The sequence below is a fragment of the Streptomyces sp. NPDC032721 genome (assembly GCF_055579625.1).
Window position 1 is genome coordinate 165,210 of the sequence record NZ_JBVIMX010000012.1, and the last position, 16,590, is coordinate 181,799.

General features: G+C 70.3%; 21 protein-coding genes and 4 tRNA genes. 16 read left to right on the forward strand and 9 right to left on the reverse strand.

Annotated features, from left to right (window positions below; genetic code table 11):
• Nucleotides 1–132 precede the first annotated feature (132 nt).
• From htpX to ACZ5PB_RS25375, 3 genes are all read left to right on the forward strand, one after another.
• Complete coding sequence (htpX, locus tag ACZ5PB_RS25365; RefSeq protein ID WP_468694041.1) at nt 133–996, forward strand: zinc metalloprotease HtpX; 864 nt, start codon at nt 133–135, stop codon at nt 994–996.
• Nucleotides 993–1,385, forward strand: a complete 393-nt coding sequence (locus tag ACZ5PB_RS25370) for a YccF domain-containing protein (RefSeq protein WP_468694042.1) — start codon at nt 993–995, stop codon at nt 1,383–1,385. The genes htpX and ACZ5PB_RS25370 overlap by 4 nt, the downstream gene beginning before the upstream one ends.
• 107 nt (nt 1,386–1,492) lie before the next feature.
• Entirely contained in the window at nt 1,493–1,765 is a 273-nt protein-coding gene (locus ACZ5PB_RS25375; protein WP_468694043.1) for a GlsB/YeaQ/YmgE family stress response membrane protein, read from the forward strand.
• Nucleotides 1,766–1,792: 27 nt separating this feature from the next.
• Here ACZ5PB_RS25375 and ACZ5PB_RS25380 read toward each other — a convergent pair whose 3' ends face one another.
• The 3 genes from ACZ5PB_RS25380 to ACZ5PB_RS25390 form a co-directional block, all read right to left on the reverse strand.
• A complete protein-coding gene (locus ACZ5PB_RS25380; protein ID WP_468694044.1) occupies nt 1,793–2,461 on the reverse strand; it encodes an alpha-ketoglutarate-dependent dioxygenase AlkB family protein in 669 nt (222 codons plus the stop codon).
• Nucleotides 2,458–2,967: a methylated-DNA--[protein]-cysteine S-methyltransferase gene (locus ACZ5PB_RS25385; RefSeq protein WP_468694045.1), complete on the reverse strand. Its 510-nt coding sequence runs from the start codon at nt 2,965–2,967 to the stop codon at nt 2,458–2,460. Before ACZ5PB_RS25385 ends, ACZ5PB_RS25380 begins: the two co-directional genes overlap by 4 nt.
• 262 nt (nt 2,968–3,229) lie before the next feature.
• On the reverse strand, nt 3,230–3,718 hold the full coding sequence (locus ACZ5PB_RS25390; protein ID WP_468694046.1) for a YajQ family cyclic di-GMP-binding protein: 489 nt from the start codon (nt 3,716–3,718) through the stop codon (nt 3,230–3,232).
• Nucleotides 3,719–3,909: 191 nt separating this feature from the next.
• Between ACZ5PB_RS25390 and ACZ5PB_RS25395 the strand changes: the two genes are divergently transcribed.
• Nucleotides 3,910–3,991, forward strand: a tRNA-Tyr gene (locus ACZ5PB_RS25395).
• Nucleotides 3,992–4,082: 91 nt separating this feature from the next.
• Here the strand turns inward: ACZ5PB_RS25395 and ACZ5PB_RS25400 are convergent.
• From ACZ5PB_RS25400 to ACZ5PB_RS25410, 3 genes are all read right to left on the reverse strand, one after another.
• Nucleotides 4,083–4,583 carry a GyrI-like domain-containing protein gene (locus ACZ5PB_RS25400; protein ID WP_468694047.1) on the reverse strand — a complete coding sequence of 167 codons (501 nt, stop codon included), beginning with the start codon at nt 4,581–4,583 and terminating at the stop codon, nt 4,083–4,085.
• Between the two features lie 69 nt (nt 4,584–4,652).
• Nucleotides 4,653–5,309 carry an SDR family oxidoreductase gene (locus ACZ5PB_RS25405; RefSeq protein ID WP_468694048.1) on the reverse strand — a complete coding sequence of 219 codons (657 nt, stop codon included), beginning with the start codon at nt 5,307–5,309 and terminating at the stop codon, nt 4,653–4,655.
• A 101-nt stretch (nt 5,310–5,410) separates the two neighbouring features.
• Nucleotides 5,411–6,706: an amidohydrolase family protein gene (locus ACZ5PB_RS25410; protein ID WP_468694049.1), complete on the reverse strand. Its 1,296-nt coding sequence runs from the start codon at nt 6,704–6,706 to the stop codon at nt 5,411–5,413.
• Between the two features lie 267 nt (nt 6,707–6,973).
• Between ACZ5PB_RS25410 and ACZ5PB_RS25415 the strand changes: the two genes are divergently transcribed.
• From ACZ5PB_RS25415 to ACZ5PB_RS25440, 6 genes are all read left to right on the forward strand, one after another.
• Nucleotides 6,974–7,046 (forward strand) — tRNA-Thr (locus ACZ5PB_RS25415).
• A gap of 48 nt (nt 7,047–7,094) precedes the next feature.
• Nucleotides 7,095–7,167 (forward strand) — tRNA-Met (locus ACZ5PB_RS25420).
• 89 nt (nt 7,168–7,256) lie between these two features.
• A complete protein-coding gene (gene rpmG / locus ACZ5PB_RS25425) occupies nt 7,257–7,421 on the forward strand; it encodes a 50S ribosomal protein L33 (protein WP_007265873.1) in 165 nt (54 codons plus the stop codon).
• A 96-nt stretch (nt 7,422–7,517) separates the two neighbouring features.
• Nucleotides 7,518–7,973: an FAS1-like dehydratase domain-containing protein gene (locus ACZ5PB_RS25430; RefSeq protein WP_468694050.1), complete on the forward strand. Its 456-nt coding sequence runs from the start codon at nt 7,518–7,520 to the stop codon at nt 7,971–7,973.
• A gap of 1 nt (nt 7,974) precedes the next feature.
• A complete protein-coding gene (locus ACZ5PB_RS25435; RefSeq protein ID WP_468694051.1) occupies nt 7,975–8,403 on the forward strand; it encodes a MaoC family dehydratase in 429 nt (142 codons plus the stop codon).
• 236 nt (nt 8,404–8,639) lie between these two features.
• Nucleotides 8,640–9,695 (forward strand): UDP-N-acetylmuramate dehydrogenase, encoded by a 1,056-nt coding sequence (locus ACZ5PB_RS25440; RefSeq protein ID WP_468694052.1) that lies wholly within the window; start codon nt 8,640–8,642, stop codon nt 9,693–9,695.
• A 24-nt stretch (nt 9,696–9,719) separates the two neighbouring features.
• Here the strand turns inward: ACZ5PB_RS25440 and ACZ5PB_RS25445 are convergent, their stop codons facing one another.
• A complete protein-coding gene (locus ACZ5PB_RS25445; RefSeq protein ID WP_468694053.1) occupies nt 9,720–10,352 on the reverse strand; it encodes an NAD(P)-dependent oxidoreductase in 633 nt (210 codons plus the stop codon).
• A 119-nt stretch (nt 10,353–10,471) separates the two neighbouring features.
• Between ACZ5PB_RS25445 and ACZ5PB_RS25450 the strand changes: the two genes are divergently transcribed.
• The gene (locus tag ACZ5PB_RS25450; RefSeq protein ID WP_468694054.1) at nt 10,472–11,074 is read left to right on the forward strand and encodes a TetR/AcrR family transcriptional regulator; all 603 of its coding nucleotides are present in this window, start codon (nt 10,472–10,474) and stop codon (nt 11,072–11,074) included.
• Nucleotides 11,075–11,077: 3 nt separating this feature from the next.
• On the opposite strand, the gene ACZ5PB_RS25455 is transcribed toward ACZ5PB_RS25450, so the two are convergent.
• Nucleotides 11,078–12,097, reverse strand: a complete 1,020-nt coding sequence (locus ACZ5PB_RS25455; RefSeq protein WP_468694055.1) for an adenosine deaminase — start codon at nt 12,095–12,097, stop codon at nt 11,078–11,080.
• A gap of 123 nt (nt 12,098–12,220) precedes the next feature.
• A complete protein-coding gene (locus ACZ5PB_RS25460; RefSeq protein ID WP_468694056.1) occupies nt 12,221–13,447 on the reverse strand; it encodes a pyridoxal phosphate-dependent aminotransferase in 1,227 nt (408 codons plus the stop codon).
• Between the two features lie 206 nt (nt 13,448–13,653).
• On the opposite strand from ACZ5PB_RS25460, the gene ACZ5PB_RS25465 reads away from it, so the two are divergent.
• The 5 genes from ACZ5PB_RS25465 to rplA all read left to right on the forward strand — a co-directional run bounded on the left by ACZ5PB_RS25465 (nt 13,654) and on the right by rplA (nt 16,561).
• Nucleotides 13,654–13,726: transfer RNA gene (locus ACZ5PB_RS25465), tRNA-Trp, on the forward strand.
• A gap of 106 nt (nt 13,727–13,832) precedes the next feature.
• Entirely contained in the window at nt 13,833–14,111 is a 279-nt protein-coding gene (secE, locus tag ACZ5PB_RS25470; protein WP_401587708.1) for a preprotein translocase subunit SecE, read from the forward strand.
• Between the two features lie 83 nt (nt 14,112–14,194).
• Entirely contained in the window at nt 14,195–15,127 is a 933-nt protein-coding gene (nusG, locus tag ACZ5PB_RS25475) for a transcription termination/antitermination protein NusG (protein ID WP_468694057.1), read from the forward strand.
• Between the two features lie 166 nt (nt 15,128–15,293).
• Nucleotides 15,294–15,728 (forward strand): 50S ribosomal protein L11, encoded by a 435-nt coding sequence (rplK, locus tag ACZ5PB_RS25480; protein WP_185027986.1) that lies wholly within the window; start codon nt 15,294–15,296, stop codon nt 15,726–15,728.
• 110 nt (nt 15,729–15,838) lie between these two features.
• On the forward strand, nt 15,839–16,561 hold the full coding sequence (gene rplA, locus ACZ5PB_RS25485) for a 50S ribosomal protein L1 (protein ID WP_189821124.1): 723 nt from the start codon (nt 15,839–15,841) through the stop codon (nt 16,559–16,561).
• Nucleotides 16,562–16,590 lie beyond the last annotated feature (29 nt).

A 16,590-nucleotide genomic window follows, 5' to 3' on the forward strand; every position in this document is an offset into this window, starting at 1 on the left:
CCTAACCGCCCTCCCCGGTGCACAAGGGAACTAGCTCCCCCCGCCTGGCGTTGACCAGTAAGGGAGGGTCCACTGAACAGTGGAAGCACCAGAGCAAGCAGTTCCCCTGCCGCACCATTTGGAGGGCGCACCGTGCACCGCCGGCACAACGGACTGAAGACAGCGGTACTCCTCGGGGGAATGTCCGCGCTGATCCTCCTCATCGGCAGCTTCTTCGGCCGTACGGGACTGCTGGTCGCGCTCCTCGTGGCGCTGGGCACCAACGCCTACGCGTACTGGAACAGCGACAAGCTGGCACTGCGCGCCATGCGGGCCCGCCCGGTCAGCGAGTTCGAGGCCCCCGCGCTCTACCGCATGGTCCGCGAGCTGTCCACGGCCGCCCGCCAGCCCATGCCCCGCCTCTACATCTCGCCGACCCAGGCCCCCAACGCCTTCGCCACCGGCCGCAACCCGCGCAACGCGGCCGTCTGCTGCACCGAGGGCATCCTCCAGATCCTCGACGAGCGCGAGCTGCGCGGCGTCATCGGCCACGAGCTGAGCCACGTCTACAACCGCGACATCCTCATCTCCTCGGTCGCCGGAGCCCTCGCCTCCGTCGTGATGTTCCTGGTCAACTTCGCCTGGCTGATCCCCAGCGGCAGATCCAGCAACGACGAGGGCCCCGGCATCTTCGGCATGCTGCTGATCATGATCCTGGGGCCGATCGCCGCCTCCGTCATCCAGCTCGCCGTCAGCCGCTCCCGCGAGTACGAGGCCGACGCCTCGGGCGCCCAGCTCACCGGCGACCCCCTCGCGCTGGCCAGCGCACTCCGTAAACTCGACGCCGGGACCAAGCAGTTGCCGCTGCCCCCCGAGCCCCGGATCGAGACCGCGAGCCACATGATGATCGCGAACCCCTTCCGGCCCGGCCAGGGCACCGCGAAGCTGTTCTCGACCCACCCGCCCATGGCGGAACGCATCGCCCGACTCGAACAGATGGCAGGACACCGCCCATGAAGACAATCCTGAACGTCATATGGCTGGTCCTCAGCGGCTTCTGGCTCTTCCTCGGCTACCTGGTCGCGGGCCTCATCCTGTGCATCACCGTCATCGGCATCCCGTTCGGCCTGGCCGCCTTCCGGATCGGCCTGTACGCGCTGTGGCCCTTCGGCCAGACCGTCGTCGACCGCCGCGACGCGGGCGCCCCCTCCTGCGTCGGCAACGTCCTGTGGCTGGTCCTCGCGGGCTGGTGGCTCGCCCTGGGCCACATCGTCACCGGCGTCCTCCTGTGCGTCACCATCGTCGGAATCCCCTTCGGTATCGCCAACTTCAAGATGATCCCGGTCTCCCTGCTGCCCCTCGGCAAGGAAATCGTCCCCACGGACCAGCCCTTCGCCGCCCGCTGACCGAGCAGAACCCCCGCTGAGCTGCGCAACCCTCGCGACTCCGGATGCGTCCTCCCAGGAAGACGCATATATGCACAGCACACCCACAGCACACAGGGGGAGTCCCAATGAGCATCCTCGGCTGGATAGTCCTCGGCCTGATCGCCGGAGTCATCGCCAAGGTCCTGCTGCCCGGCCGCGACCCGGGCGGCCTGGTCGGCACCACGGTGATCGGCATCGCGGGCGCGTTCCTCGGTGGCTGGATCTCGACGCGCTTCTTCGACCGCGAGATCGCCAACCAGTTCTACGACGGCCCGACCTGGCTCGCGGCCATCGGCGGCTCGCTCGTCCTGCTGATCGCGTACCGCATCCTCTTCGGCAACTCCCGCAGCCACCGCTGACCGGACCGACGCCGACGACGGCCGCGGTCAGCCCAGCCCGGTCTCCCGCAGCGTGATGTTCAGCCGGCCGCCCGCCAGCCCGGTCGCGGGATCCCCCGTCCCCGGCCGCACCTTCGGCACCCCGTGGTACGCGAACCGCGACGCGCCCCCGAAGACGAACAGGTCGCCCGACCCCAACTCCACGTCCCGGTAAGGCCGTCCACGCCCCTCGGTGTTGCCCAGCCGGAAGACACAGCTGTCACCGATGCTGAGCGACACCACCGGCGCGGACGACCGCTCCTCCCGGTCCTGGTGCATGCCCATCCGGGCCTCGCCGTCATAGAAGTTGACCAGCGCCATGTCCGGTGCGTACGCGTCCCCGCCCGGCGCGCACACGTGCCCGGCACGGTCCTTCCCGTACGCGGCGACCAGCGCGCGGCGCCCCAGATCGCCCAGCCAGCCGGGGAATTCGGCCACCGGCACCCCGTCGGCCGTACGCACGTAGCGGTACGGCTCCCAGTGCCAGCCCACCCCCACCGACCGCACCGACATCACCCCGCCGCCCGGCAGCCGCGTCCGCCGCAGCGGCACGGGCCCCCGCGCCCACTCCCGGCACGCCACCACCAACTCCCGCTGCTCCTGGAGCGAAAGCCACCCGGGAACGTGCACGGCCCCCGGCGCCACCTCCGCCCTGGGCAGCGAGAAGAGCCCGCTCACCCCCGGGAGCCGCCTTCCAGCTCCAGGAGCAGCCGCTTGCGCTCCAGCCCGCCCGCGTACCCGGTCAGCGAGCCGTCCGCGCCGACGATCCGGTGGCAGGGCCGCAGCACCAGCAGCGGATTGCGCCCGATCGCGGTACCGACCGCCCGGACCGCCGCCCGAGAGGCCCCGATCGACTCGGCCAGCTTCCCGTACGACGTCGTCTCCCCGTACGGCACCGCGTCGACCGCACCCCACACCCGCCGCTGGAACTCCGTACCGGAACCCTCCGCGTACGCCACCTCGAAACGGGTCAGCTCCCCGGCGAAGTACGCCTTCAGCTGCTCACCCACCCCGCCGAACAGCTCCGGCGCGAGCCGCCAGCCGTCCCGTACGACCACCCCGCCCTTCTGCCCCGGCACGGACAGCGAACTCAGCGCGACCCCACCGGGCGCCGCCGCCGACTCCACCCCGACCAGCAGCAACTCGCCCAGCGGGCTGTCCAGGGTCGCGTGCACCGTCGTCATGACCCCATCCTCTCCGCGCGGCACACGCCACGCTCTCCACCCACGAGTCTGCTCGCCCGGCCACCCCGAAGCTGGCGGAATTCGGACACGGCACTGAGGGCAGCGGGCCCGCGCCCGGATGCGGATCCCTGCCCGGATGCGGATCCCCGCCCGGATCCGGTTCCGGGGCGCGGACATGCGACGGGGGCGGCGCCGGCCCGAAGCCGCCCACCGCCCCCGTTCGAAGCGCTACCGCAAGGTCACGCCCGCTTCGGCCACGGCCTCAGCGGTAGTTCGCGAACTGGATCGCGAAGTCGAAGTCCTTGCCCTTGAGCAGCGCCTGCACGGCCTGGAGGTCGTCCCGGCTCTTGGAGCTGACCCGCAGCTCCTCGCCCTGCACCTGCGCCTTGACGCCCTTGGGGCCCTCGTCGCGGATGATCTTGGCGACCTTCTTGGCGTTGTCCTGCGAGATCCCCTCCTCGATGGAGGCGAAGATCTTGTACTCCTTGCCGGACAGCTGCGGCTCGCCCGCGTCCAGTACCTTCAGCGAGATCCCGCGCTTGACCAGCTTGGTCTCGAAGACGTCGAGGATGGCCTTGACGCGCTCCTCGGAGTTCGCCTCCATCACGATCTTCTCGCCGGACCAGGCGATCGAGGCGCCGACGTTCTTGAAGTCGTAGCGCTGCGAGAGCTCCTTCGCGGCCTGGTTGAGGGCGTTGTCGACCTCCTGCCGCTCGACCTTCGAGACGATGTCGAAACTGGAGTCGGCCATGTCCTGTGGCTCCTTGGTGTGGGTGACGGGTGACGGCGTGAAGCCGCTGCGATACGTCGCAAAGCCTAGCCACCCGTGCGGATGACGGGCGCGGATCAATCGAGTGGCGAAGCACCCCTGGTCATCGGGTATCGTTTACGTCGTCCCCAGGGAAAAGCGCCGCGAGGCGAAGATCCACGGTGACATCCCATGGCGGTGTGCCCGAGTGGCCAATGGGAACGGACTGTAAATCCGTCGGCTTAGCCTACCCAGGTTCGAATCCTGGCGCCGCCACAAAAGAAGGCCCCTGAACTGCGGAAACGCAGCTCAGGGGCCTTCGGGTTTTCCCCGCCCGGCCGTGCCCGGACCGACCGTGTCCCGCCGGTCAGCCCTCCAGCCGGATGGCCAGCTCCGTCTCCCACTTGTCCGGATCGGGCTCCACGCGCGGATCCGTCTTGTACGTCTCCAGCCGGGCGACCCAGTGCTCGCCGTCGGCCGCCTCCGTCATGTCCCACGCCAGCCCCTGCTCACGCGCCCACGCGAGCAGCGCCGAGGTGACCCCGAAGAGCTGGTCGGGGTGGCCGAAATGCGTCACCGTCGCGTACTTCCCCGCGGGCAGCACGCCGGACAGGACGTCGCCCTCGGGCTCGGGCGCGCGCGCGACCGGCACGCCCGCCTCGACCTCGAACTCCCCGTCCGCGCCGATCAGGTTGTACCGGAAGAACGGCCCGCCGAGCGGTTCGGTTCCCCGCGCCGCCAGCCATCCGAAGAGCTCCGGGATCCGGTCGGCGATCTCGGCGAAACCGTCCGCCCTGACCCGCCCCAGGATCGACGCGTAGGGCTGCTCCGCCCGCTCCACGACGACGGGTTCGACCTTGTGCTGCATACGACTCCCTCTCCCTCGCGCCACCCGCGCCCCGCTCACTGCCCGTCAGTTCCCGGGCCGGGCACGACTTCAGTTCCCCGCGACGTCCTTCACGGCCACCGACACGGGCACGCTGCCACCGATCAGCTCCAGCGTCAGCCCCGCCGTCGACGGCGTCTCCAGCAGGTCCGCCAGTACGGCCGCCACGTCGTCGCGGGACACCGGACCGCGCCCGGTGGAGGCCCCCAGGGAGACCAGACCTGTGCCCGCGTCGTTCGTCAGCGAGCCGGGCCGCAGGATCGTCCAGTCGAGCCCTTCCCTGGCCCGTACGTCCGCGTCCGCCGCGCCCTTGGCCCGCAGGTACACGTCGAAGATCTCGTCCCCGGCGTGCTCCGGGTCGGCGCCCATCGAGGACACCACGACATAGCGCCGTACGCCCGCACGCTCCGCCGCGTCGGCGAACAGCACGGCCGCGTCCCGGTCCACCGTGTCCTTGCGCCCGGCGCCGCTGCCCGGGCCCGCACCTGCCGCGAAGACGGCCGCCGTGGCACCCTTCAGCACCGCCGCGACCTCCTCAACGGACGCCGACTCCAGGTCGAGCACGACCGGTTCGGCCCCTGCCGACCGCAGGTCCTCGCCCTGCTTCGGATCGCGGATGATCCCCGCGACCTCGCTCCCGCGCGCAGCGAGCAAGCGCTCCAGCCGCAACGCGATCTGACCGTGTCCACCAGCGATGACAATGCGCATATCACCGACCGTACGCCCCCAAACCCCACCGCGCCGCCGTACGCCGCAAGCCCCCTCACGCCGCCGTACGCCGCAGGCCCCCTCGCGCGCCCCCTCGGCGGCTAGGCCCCCGCCCGCCCCTGCCTCGGCAGCTCCAGCTCGCCCGCCGCCCCCACCGAATCGCAGTACTCCCGCACCGCGCTCGTCCGCGCCACCACCCGCCCCCGGTGCACCACGATCCGGCTGTACGCCAACGACAGCACCCCGGCCAGCCGTTCACCCCGTACTGCCACCAGCTCCGCCGGGAAGCCCGCCTCCAGCCGCACCTCGGGCAGCCCCATCGCCGCCCTGGCCACCGTCGCCACCGCGTCGTACGCGTCCCCGGGCCGCATCCCGCTCTGCGACGCCAGCAGATAGGCAGCCTCCAGCGGATCCCCCCGGCCCACCGGGTTCGCCGTGTCCCTCAGCGCCCCGCTGCCCGCCGCCAGCCGCACCCCGGCCGCCCGCAGCAGCCGCACCGGCGCCACCCCCCGCTGGTCCACCCCGCCGCACCCGCCCTGCGGCTGGCACACCACGCTCACGCCCGCCGCGGCCAGCTGGCCGGCCGCCCGGGTGGCCACCTCCAGCGGCAGCCGCGAAAGCCCGCCGCACGGCCCGATCGCCACCCCGGTCCGCAGCCCGCCGGCCATCGCCGCGAGCCGCGCGAGCCGCGCCGGATCGTCACCGTCCGTATGCAGATCGACCGGGCAGCCGTGCTCCGCCGCCACTTCGAGCACCCGCTCCACGTACCCGGCCGGATCCGGATCAAGGTCCGGACTCCCGCCCACCACACAGGCGCCCATCTTCACCGCGTCCCGCAGCATCGCCAGCCCGTCCGCCCCGGCGATCCCGGTCAGCAGCCGGGGCACCGCCACCGCGGACAGGTCCACCAGCCCCCGCAGCGAGCGCCTGGCCTGCAGCACCGCCTCCATCGGGCCGAGCCCGTGCACGTCCCCGATCCGTACGTGCGAACGCTGCGCCGTGGCCCCGTGCCCGAGCTGCAGCAGGGCCGCGTCCGTGGTCCGCCGCTGGACATCCGGTCCGGCATACGAGACGGGGCCCTCGGCGTCCGCGGTCAGCGCGGTGTCCCCGTGGGCGTGCGGTTCGGCCGGGGCGGGCAGCAGCAGGAAGCCGTCGAGGTCCACCCGGGCGGCCCGGTGCGCCGGCAGGCTCCCCGCCGTACCCACCGCCTCGATGCGCCCCTCGCTCAGCCGTACGTCGACCGTGCGGCCGTCGGTGAGCCGGGCGCCGCTCAGCAGCAGGGCGGTGGCGCCCTCCCCGGCGCTCCCGGCGGCGCCGTCGGAGCTGCCCGAGCTGCCCGGGCTGCCAGGACGGCGGGGCGGCTGCGGCTGACTGTCGGACGTCGCGCTGTCGGACATCGCGCTCCTGGCGGGGGCTCGGGCGGAAAGGGCGCGGCGGGGAGCGGGAGGCGCCCGGGGGAGCGGCCGGAACCCAAGATCGCGCAGCGTGCGTTCGAGCCTAGGTGCCCCTTTCCGAGGCTTCGAGAAGGAGCGAAATAGTCGTACCGGAGTGACCTCAGGTGGCCTACGTGACGGGTGGTGGGGGTGCGTCCCGAGGCGGTCGATCAGGGCCCTCGATATGGATTTGGGGGATCGGCGCACACCCGTGTAATGTCTTCATCGCTCGCCCCAATAGCTCAGTCGGTAGAGCGTCTCCATGGTAAGGAGAAGGTCTGCGGTTCGATTCCGCATTGGGGCTCTGGTGTTCGGAGATCCTCCCCCTCGGGGGAGGTGATCCAGACATCAAAGCGGTGTAGCTCAGTCGGTAGAGCAAGCGGCTCATAATCGCTGTGTCACCGGTTCAAGTCCGGTCACCGCTACGCGCAGTAGCCGATTGTAGGGTCGGTCCTCCGATCGGCTACTCTTTTTTGCGTTCATCCGTACATCCGTCCGTCCAAGGAGCACTCACGTGGCTGCCACCGACGTCCGCCCGAAGATCACGCTGGCCTGCGTGGAGTGCAAGGAGCGGAACTACATCACCAAGAAGAACCGGCGTAACAACCCGGACCGCATGGAGATGAAGAAGCACTGCCCGCGTTGCAACTCGCACACGGCGCACCGCGAAACGCGCTAAGCACAGGCTCGTACACGAGGCCGTCCCCTTATTCGGGGGGCGGCCTCGTGTCGTTTGTCACTGCAATTCACTTCACTTCACAGGAGGTACGAGTCCATGGCGCTCGACCAGTCCTTCGTGGGGCGGACCTATCCGCCCACCTCTGCGTACGAGGTCGGCCGGGAGAAGATCCGCGAGTTCGCCGAGGCCGTCGGTGACAGCAATCCCGCGTACACCGATCAGGAAGCCGCCAAGGCACTCGGCCACTGCGACGTGATCGCGCCGCCGACCTTCGTGTTCGCGATCACCTTCAAGGCCGCGCGCCAGGTGATCGAGGACCGGCAGCTGGGGCTCGACTACAGCCGCGTGGTGCACGGCGACCAGAAGTTCGCGTACACCCGCCCCGTGCGGGCGGGCGACCGGCTGACGGTCACCTCGACCATCGAGGCGATCAAGTCGATGGCCGGGAACGACATCCTGGACATCCGTGGCGAGGTCCACGACGAGAGCGGTGAGCACGTCGTGACCGCCTGGACGAAGCTGGTGGCGCGTGCCGCCACCGAGGAGGCGTGAGATGGCTGCCAAGGTCGCGTACGGCGACGTCGAGGTCGGCACCGAGCTGCCCGCCCTGTCCTTTCCCGTGAGCCGCGCCACGCTCGTGCAGTACGCGGGTGCCTCGGGCGACTTCAACCCGATCCACTGGAACGAGAAGTTCGCGGTCGAGGTCGGCCTGCCGGACGTCATCGCCCACGGCATGTTCACCATGGCCGAGGCGATCCGCGTGGTCACCGACTGGACGGTCGACCCGGCCGCCGTCGTCGAGTACGGGGTCCGCTTCACCAAGCCGGTCGTCGTCCCGAACGACGGCACGGGCGCCCTGATCGAGGTCACCGGCAAGGTCGCCGCCCTCCTCGACGACAACCGGGTCCGGGTGGACCTGACCGCCATGAGCGCCGGCCAAAAAGTCCTCGGCATGTCCCGAGCCGTAGTCCAACTCACCTAACCGAGCGCCTACGCCGCCCACCCCCCTCGGGCAGCGGCCCCGCCGAGCCCCCTCGGGCAGCGGCCCCCGCCGAGCCCCCTTGGGCGGCGGGGCCGCCCCCCGGGGGCGGAACGGGCGGGCAAGGGGGCGGCCCCCGGCGGAGCCGAGCCCTCCGACCCCGCCCCACCTCCGCCATGGCCCCCACCACAGACGAGTGGCCCCCACCCCACCCCTCGCACTCTCGTACGCTGGACCCCGTGCAGGAACTCCAAGACGCCCCCCTCGCCCCCCTGACCACCTTCCGCCTCGGCGGCCCCGCCACCCACCTCGTCACCGCCACCACCGACGACGAAGTCATCACCGCGGTCCGCACGGCCGACGAGACCGGCACCCCCCTGCTGATCATCGGCGGCGGCAGCAACCTGATCATCGGCGACAAGGGCTTCGAAGGAACCGCCCTGCGCATCGCCACCCAGGGCTTCCGCCTCGAAGGCACCAAGCTGGAGCTGGCCGCGGGCGAGGTGTGGACCGACGCCGTCGAGAAGGTCGTCGCAGCCGGCCTCGCGGGCATCGAATGCCTCGCCGGAATCCCCGGCTCCGCCGGTGCGACCCCGATCCAGAACGTCGGCGCGTACGGCCAGGACGTCTCCAGCACCCTCACCGAGGTCGACGCGTACGACCGCCGCACCCGCGAGCGCGTCACGCTCACCAACGCCGAGTGCGCGTTCTCGTACCGCCACAGCCGCTTCAAGGAGAACCCGGAGCGCTACGTCGTGCTCCGCGTCCGCTTCGAGCTGGAGGACGCCGGCGGGCTCTCCGCGCCGGTCAAGTACCCGGAGACCGCCCGCACGCTCGGCGTCGAGGCGGGGGAGCGGGTCCCCGCCGCCACCGCCCGCGAGACCGTCCTCGCGCTGCGCGCGGGCAAGGGCATGGTCCTCGACCCCGAGGACCACGACACCTGGTCGGCCGGCTCGTTCTTCACCAACCCGATCCTCGACGAGGCACAGTTCGCGGACTTCCTGCGCCGCGTCCACAGCCGCCTCGGCCCGGACACCGCCCCGCCCGCCTTCCCGGCGGGGGAGGGGCTGACCAAGACCTCGGCCGCCTGGCTGATCGACCGCGCGGGCTTCACCAAGGGGTACGGCACCGGCCCCGCCCGCATCTCCACCAAGCACACCCTCGCCCTCACCAACCGGGGTGAGTCCAGCACGGAGGACCTCCTCGCGCTGGCCCGCGAGGTCGTCGAGGGCGTACGGGAAGCGTTCGGCGTCACTCTCGTCAACGAGCCCGTGACGGTCGGCTGCGCCCTCTGACCGTGCACGTCCCCCGAGGGGGCCTCAGTACGCGACGCCGACGCCCTGCTTCACCGTCGACGGATCGTCCAGCACCGCCAGCATCGCGTGGGCCACATCGGCCCGCGCGATGTTCCGGCCGCTGCGCGGGGTGCCGCCGACGACCGTCCGGTACCTGCCGGTCAGGGGCTTGTCGTGCAGCTTCGGCGGGCGCACCGACGTCCAGTCCGTCGCCGAGCGCGCCAACTCGCCCTCCATCAGCCGCAGATCGTCGTACACCTTCTTCAGGACCGTGCTGATCACGCGCCCCACCAGCCGGTCGAACGGCGGCTGGCGCTCCGGCTCCGGGCCGACCGGGGCAGCGCTGACGACCACCAGCCGCCGGGTGCCCTCCGCCTCCATGGCCCGCAGCACCGAGCGGGTCAGCGGTGTCGCGATCCCGGCGTCCTTGAGGCTGCGCGCGCCGAGGCCGGAGAGGACCGCGTCCCGTCCGGCCACGGCCGCCCGCAGCTCCTGGGGGTCCCGCAGGTCCGCCCGGAACACCGTGAGCCCCTCACCGGTCACCGCGAACCGCGCGGGGTCCCGTACGACCGCCGTGACCTCGTGCCCTGCGGCCAGCGCCTGTTTGACGATCTCCTGCCCGATGCCGCCCGTGGCCCCGAATACCGTGAGCTTCATTGCGGATCCCTCCAAAGTGGGTGAGTATTCACTCACTACGAGGGTGAGTGAACACTCACCCACCCGTCAAGCCCTCTCCCCGAATCCGTTTCCGAAGCCCGCACCGCCCCGGAGTCCCCATGCAGAAACCCACCCGCGAACGCATCCTCGACGCCGCCCACGAGCTGATGCGCTCCCTCGGTCTGGCCCGCGCCACCACCAAGGAGATCGCGCGGGCCGCCGACTGCTCGGAAGCGGCGCTCTACAAGCACTTCACCGGCAAGGACGAGATCTTCGTGGCGGTCCTGACCGAGCGGCTGCCCCGGCTCACCCCGCTGCTCCAGCGCCTCGTGCTCGACCCCGGCGAGCGCACCGTCGAGCAGAACCTCACCGAGATCGCCCGCCAGGCGACCCTCTTCTACGCCGAGAGCTTCCCGATCGGCGCCTCCCTCTACGCCGAGACCAAACTCAAGAGCCGCCACGACAAGGCCATGCAGGAGATGGGCACGGGACCCCACATGCCCATCGAGGGCCTGGACGCCTATCTGAGGGTGGAACAGACGGCAGGCCGCATCGATGCCCGCACCGACACCTTCGCCGCCGCCTCGCTCCTCATGGGCGCCTGCGCCCAGCGCGCCTTCGCCTACAGCCAGGACGGACTCGCCGGCAAGCCGCCCCCGCAGTCCGTCGACGACTTCGCCGCCGCCCTGGCCGCCACCCTGCTCGCGGGCATCAGCGGCTGACAGTCACCCCGCCAGCCACCCGTCGATCCCGGCCAGCAGCTTCTCCCGTACGTCCACCGGCGCGGCCGAGCCCCGCACCGACTGCCGTGCCAGCTCGGCCAGTTCGGCATCGGTGAAGCCGTGGTGCTCCCGCGCCAGTTCGTACTGCGCGGCCAGCCGCGACCCGAACAGCAGCGGGTCGTCCGCCCCCAGCGCCATCGGCACCCCGGCGTCCCACAGCGTCCGCAGCGGCACGTCCTCGGGCTTCTCGTACACCCCGAGGGCCACGTTCGAGGACGGGCACACCTCGCAGGTGATGCCCTTCTCCGCGAGCCGCCGCAGCAGCCTCGGGTCCTCGGCGGCGCGGACCCCGTGCCCGATCCGCGAGGCGTCCAGATCGTCCAGGCAGTCCCGTACGGAAGAGGGACCGGTCAGCTCGCCGCCGTGCGGGGCCGCCAGCAGGCCGCCCTCGCGGGCGATGGCGAAGGCGCGGTCGAAGTCCCTGGCCATGCCCCGGCGCTCGTCGTTCGACAGTCCGAAACCGACGATCCCGCGGTCCGCGTACCGCACCGCGAGCCGGGCCAGGGTGCGTGCGTCCAGCGGGTGCTTCATCCGGTTCGCCGCGACCAGCACCCGCATCCCGAGCCCGGTCTCCCGCGACGCGCTGTCCACCGCGTCCAGGATGATCTCCAGCGCCGGGATCAGACCGCCGAGCAGCGGCGCGTACGACGTCGGATCGACCTGGATCTCCAGCCAGCCCGACCCGTCCCGCACATCCTCCTCGGCGGCCTCACGGACCAGCCGCTGGATGTCCTCGGGGGTACGCAGGCACGACCTGGCCGCGTCGTACAGCCGCTGGAACCGGAACCAGCCCCGCTCGTCGGTCGCCCGCAGCTTCGGCGGTTCACCGCTGGTCAGCGCCTCGGGAAGATGCACACCGTGCTTGTCGGCCAGCTCCAGCAGAGTGGTGGGCCGCATCGAGCCGGTGAAGTGCAGGTGCAGATGGGCCTTGGGAAGCAGGGTCAGATCACGTACACGTTCCATCGCCCGATCTTGCCGTACGCAGGTGGCGCCCGGAAGTGGCTTCTCCCCAACGGGTGCGCCCCCGAACGCAGAAACGGTCCTCCGGCCATCTGGCCGGAGGACCGTCACCTGCGGGAACAGCCGTCAGTCGCGCGCCTCGGCGAGCAGCTTCTGCATCCGGGACACGCCCTCGACGAGATCCTCGTCACCCAGCGCGTACGAAAGCCGCAGGTAGCCCGGGGTGCCGAAGGCCTCGCCGGGAACCACCGCGACCTCCACCTCCTCCAGGATCAGCGCGGCCAGCTCGACCGAGGTCTGCGGGCGCTTGCCGCGGATCTCCTTGCCCAGCAGCCCCTTCACCGACGGGTACACATAGAACGCGCCCTCGGGCGTCGGGCAGACGACGCCGTCGATCTCGCCCAGCATCCGCACGATGGTCTGCCGGCGCCGGTCGAAGGCGGTCCGCATCTCCGAGACCGCGTCCAGCGACCCGGAGACGGCGGCCAGCGCCGCCACCTGCGCCACGTTGCTCACGTTGGAGGTGGCGTGCGACTGGAGGTTCGTCGCGGCCTTCACCACGTCCTTGGGGCCGATGATCCAGCCGACCCGCCAGCCGGTCATCGCGTACGTCTTGGCGACGCCGTTGACCACGATGCACTTGTCCTGGAGCTCCGGCACGATCGCCGGCAGCGAGGTGAACCTCGCGTCCCCGTAGACCAGGTGCTCGTAGATCTCGTCGGTGAGGACCCACAGCCCCTTCTCGTGCGCCCAGCGGCCGATCGCCTCGGCGTCGGCCTCGCTGTAGACCGCGCCGGTCGGGTTCGACGGCGAGACGAAGAGGACGACCTTGGTGTTCTCCGTACGAGCGGCCTCCAGCTGCTCCACCGAAACCCGGTAACCGGTCGTCTCGTCCGCGACCACCTCGACGGGGACACCGCCCGCGAGCCGGATCGACTCGGGGTACGTCGTCCAGTACGGGGCCGGGACGATGACCTCGTCGCCCGGGTCGAGGATCGCGGCGAAGGCCTCGTAGATGGCCTGCTTGCCGCCGTTGGTCACCAGGATCTGCGAGGCGTCGACCTCGTAGCCGGAGTCGCGCAGCGTCTTCGCCGCGATCGCGTTCTTCAGCTCGGGCAGCCCGCCGGCCGGGGTGTAGCGGTGGTACTTCGGGTTCGAGCAGGCCTCGATCGCGGCCTGGACGATGTAGTCCGGCGTCGGGAAGTCGGGCTCACCGGCACCGAAGCCGATCACCGGACGGCCGGCGGCCTTGAGGGCCTTCGCCTTCGCGTCGACGGCCAGGGTGGCGGACTCGGAGATTGCACCTACGCGGGCGGACACCCTGCGCTCGGTCGGAGGGGTAGCAGCGCTCATACGGCCCATCGTCCCAGACAGGGGAGGCCCCCGGTACAGGGGTTTCGAAGACCGGCCGGAGGAGGGCGGGGAGCTCGCCCGAGTCCTATCTGTTCGACGTCGGGCCTGGGAGCACGTACACTCACCTGTCGTTGGCCCACAGCAGACCACGCCACCGTGCGCACTCCGTGCACCCGGTCGGATGCGGTAGGTTGGGGGAACCACAAAGGGTCGTAGCTCAATTGGTAGAGCACTGGTCTCCAAAACCAGCGGTTGGGGGTTCAAGTCCCTCCGGCCCTGCTACACACTCCTTCGCCGGGATGTGTGCGCATGTACGTACTTCTCTGCATTGTCGTGCGGCTCCACCGGGCGCGGCACGGCCACGACCCGGAATCAGGTGAGTAGCGTGACGGACGCCGTGGGCTCCATCGACATGCCTGATGCCCAGGACGAAGCACCGAAGAAGGCACGCAAGGGCGGCAAGCGGGGCAAGAAGGGCCCGTTCGGCCGCCTCGCGCAGTTCTATCGCCAGATCGTCGCGGAACTCCGCAAGGTCGTCTGGCCCACTCGCAGCCAGCTGACGACGTACACCACCGTCGTCATCGTCTTCGTCGTGATCATGATCGGCATCGTGACCGTGATCGACCAGGGCTTCTCCGCCGCGGTGAAGTACGTCTTCGGCTAAAAACCTCGCGTAGGGCGCCTCCATCACTGGGCGCCCCTTTCGCGCGTTCCACCCATTTGTGTATCCAGGAAGAAGCAGCCACCGTGTCTGACCCGAACCTGAACGATGCCGGCGAGCCGGCGGCGGGCTCTGTCGAGTCCGTAGAGGACGAGACCGCCATCGTTGAGGCGGCGGACGCTGTGGAGCCCGACCAGGCCGAAGCGGCCGACGCCGCCGCGGGCGAGCCGGCCGAAGAGGCCGCCGTGCACGTCGAGGACGACGCCGTCGCCATCGCCGAGACCGACGAGGACGCGGCAGCCGCCGCGGACGTCGCCGAGTCGGACGAGATCGACGAAGCCGTCGCCGAGGACGAGGCCGACGCCGAAGAGGCCGCGGCCGAGGCGGAGCCCGCCGAGCCGGTCGACCCGATCGTGGCCCTCCGCGAGGAACTGCGCACCCTGCCCGGCGAGTGGTACGTCATCCACACGTACGCCGGTTACGAGAAGCGCGTGAAGGCCAACCTGGAGCAGCGCGCCGTCTCCCTGAACGTCGAAGAGTTCATCTACCAGGCAGAAGTGCCGGAAGAAGAAATCGTTCAGATCAAGAACGGCGAGCGCAAGAACGTCCGTCAGAACAAGCTCCCCGGCTACGTGCTGGTGCGCATGGACCTGACCAACGAGTCCTGGGGCGTCGTCCGCAACACCCCCGGCGTCACCGGCTTCGTGGGCAACGCCTACGACCCGTACCCGCTGACCCTGGACGAGATCGTCAAGATGCTCGCCCCGGAGGCCGAGGAGAAGGCCGCCCGCGAGGCGGCCGAGGCCGAGGGCAAGCCCGCACCGGCCCGCAAGCTCACCGTCGAGGTCCTGGACTTCGAGGTCGGCGACGCGGTCACCGTCACCGACGGCCCGTTCGCGACCCTCCAGGCCACGATCAACGAGATCAACCCGGACTCCAAGAAGGTCAAGGGCCTCGTCGAGATCTTCGGCCGCGAGACCCCGGTCGAGCTCAGCTTCGACCAGATCCAGAAGAACTAAGAGCTTCCGGACAACAGCTTCCGAACAGGTCAGATCGGGCTCCCAAAGCCGGTCTGACCTGCTCGGTTTTTAGCCGCGCACCTATACCCGTTATCGTTGTGCGGTATGCCTCCATCCGGATGATCGGATGGATGGCCGAAACTCTCACTAGGACCCGGAGAGAGCAATGCCTCCCAAGAAGAAGAAGGTCACGGGGCTTATCAAGCTCCAGATCAACGCGGGCGCCGCTAACCCGGCCCCGCCGGTCGGCCCGGCGCTCGGTCAGCACGGCGTCAACATCATGGAGTTCTGCAAGGCCTACAACGCCGCGACCGAGTCGCAGCGTGGCATGGTCGTGCCGGTGGAGATCACGGTCTACGAGGACCGCTCCTTCACCTTCGTGACGAAGACCCCGCCGGCCGCCAAGCTGATCCTCAAGGCCGCGGGTGTGGACAAGGGATCGGGCGAGCCCCACAAGACCAAGGTCGCGAAGCTCACCGCCGCTCAGGTGCGCGAGATCGCCACGGTCAAGCTCCCCGACCTGAACGCCAACGACCTTGACGCCGCCGACAAGATCATCGCCGGCACCGCCCGTTCCATGGGCATCACGGTCGAGGGCTGATCAGCCCCCTTCGTACGAACAGTGGTAGGGCCACGCGCCGGCCCGCACCACGACTCCACACCAGCCACGCGGCGGAAGCCGCATGGTGAATACCTGACACAGGAGCAGCAGTGAAGCGCAGCAAGTCTCTCCGCGCTGCGGACGCCAAGATCGACCGGGAGCGTCTGTACGCCCCGCTTGAGGCCGTCCGTATCGCCAAGGACACCAGCTCGGTCAAGTTCGACGGCACCGTCGAGGTCGCCATGCGTCTGGGCGTCGACCCGCGCAAGGCCGACCAGATGGTCCGTGGCACCGTGAACCTCCCGCACGGCACCGGCAAGACCGCCCGGGTCCTGGTCTTCGCGACCGGTGACCGTGCAGCGGCCGCGGAAGCCGCGGGCGCCGACATCGTCGGCTCCGACGAACTGATCGACGAGGTGGCCAAGGGCCGCCTGGACTTCGACGCCGTCGTCGCCACCCCGGACCTCATGGGCAAGGTCGGCCGCCTCGGCCGCGTGCTCGGTCCGCGTGGTCTGATGCCGAACCCGAAGACCGGAACGGTCACCCCGGACGTGGCGAAGGCTGTCACGGACATCAAGGGCGGCAAGATCGAGTTCCGCGTCGACAAGCACTCGAACCTGCACTTCATCATCGGCAAGGTCTCCTTCGACGAGACCAAGCTGGTGGAGAACTACGCAGCGGCGCTGGAGGAAGTCCTCCGTCTGAAGCCGTCCGCCGCCAAGGGCCGCTACATCAAGAAGGCCACGCTGGCCACCACGATGGGCCCCGGCATCCCGCTGGACGCCAACCGCACCCGCAACCTCCTCGTCGAGGAGGACCCGGCCGCCGTCTGATCCTGACGGCAGTCGCGGGTTTCGCGCAC

What these genes read in the sequence shown, in the direction of transcription:
- rplK (WP_185027986.1), top strand. Translation starts at nt 15,294, where the DNA reads ATGCCTCCCAAGAAGAAGAAGGTCACGGGGCTTATCAAGCTCCAGATC.
- ACZ5PB_RS25410 (WP_468694049.1), bottom strand. Translation starts at nt 6,706, where the DNA reads ATGTCCGACAGCGCGACGTCCGACAGTCAGCCGCAGCCGCCCCGCCGT.
- ACZ5PB_RS25430 (WP_468694050.1), top strand. Translation starts at nt 7,518, where the DNA reads ATGGCGCTCGACCAGTCCTTCGTGGGGCGGACCTATCCGCCCACCTCT.
- ACZ5PB_RS25455 (WP_468694055.1), bottom strand. Translation starts at nt 12,097, where the DNA reads ATGGAACGTGTACGTGATCTGACCCTGCTTCCCAAGGCCCATCTGCAC.
- ACZ5PB_RS25445 (WP_468694053.1), bottom strand. Translation starts at nt 10,352, where the DNA reads ATGAAGCTCACGGTATTCGGGGCCACGGGCGGCATCGGGCAGGAGATC.
- ACZ5PB_RS25370 (WP_468694042.1), top strand. Translation starts at nt 993, where the DNA reads ATGAAGACAATCCTGAACGTCATATGGCTGGTCCTCAGCGGCTTCTGG.
- ACZ5PB_RS25435 (WP_468694051.1), top strand. Translation starts at nt 7,975, where the DNA reads ATGGCTGCCAAGGTCGCGTACGGCGACGTCGAGGTCGGCACCGAGCTG.
- ACZ5PB_RS25390 (WP_468694046.1), bottom strand. Translation starts at nt 3,718, where the DNA reads ATGGCCGACTCCAGTTTCGACATCGTCTCGAAGGTCGAGCGGCAGGAG.
- ACZ5PB_RS25385 (WP_468694045.1), bottom strand. Translation starts at nt 2,967, where the DNA reads ATGACGACGGTGCACGCGACCCTGGACAGCCCGCTGGGCGAGTTGCTG.
- ACZ5PB_RS25450 (WP_468694054.1), top strand. Translation starts at nt 10,472, where the DNA reads ATGCAGAAACCCACCCGCGAACGCATCCTCGACGCCGCCCACGAGCTG.
- ACZ5PB_RS25375 (WP_468694043.1), top strand. Translation starts at nt 1,493, where the DNA reads ATGAGCATCCTCGGCTGGATAGTCCTCGGCCTGATCGCCGGAGTCATC.
- ACZ5PB_RS25400 (WP_468694047.1), bottom strand. Translation starts at nt 4,583, where the DNA reads ATGCAGCACAAGGTCGAACCCGTCGTCGTGGAGCGGGCGGAGCAGCCC.
- ACZ5PB_RS25405 (WP_468694048.1), bottom strand. Translation starts at nt 5,309, where the DNA reads ATGCGCATTGTCATCGCTGGTGGACACGGTCAGATCGCGTTGCGGCTG.
- ACZ5PB_RS25460 (WP_468694056.1), bottom strand. Translation starts at nt 13,447, where the DNA reads ATGAGCGCTGCTACCCCTCCGACCGAGCGCAGGGTGTCCGCCCGCGTA.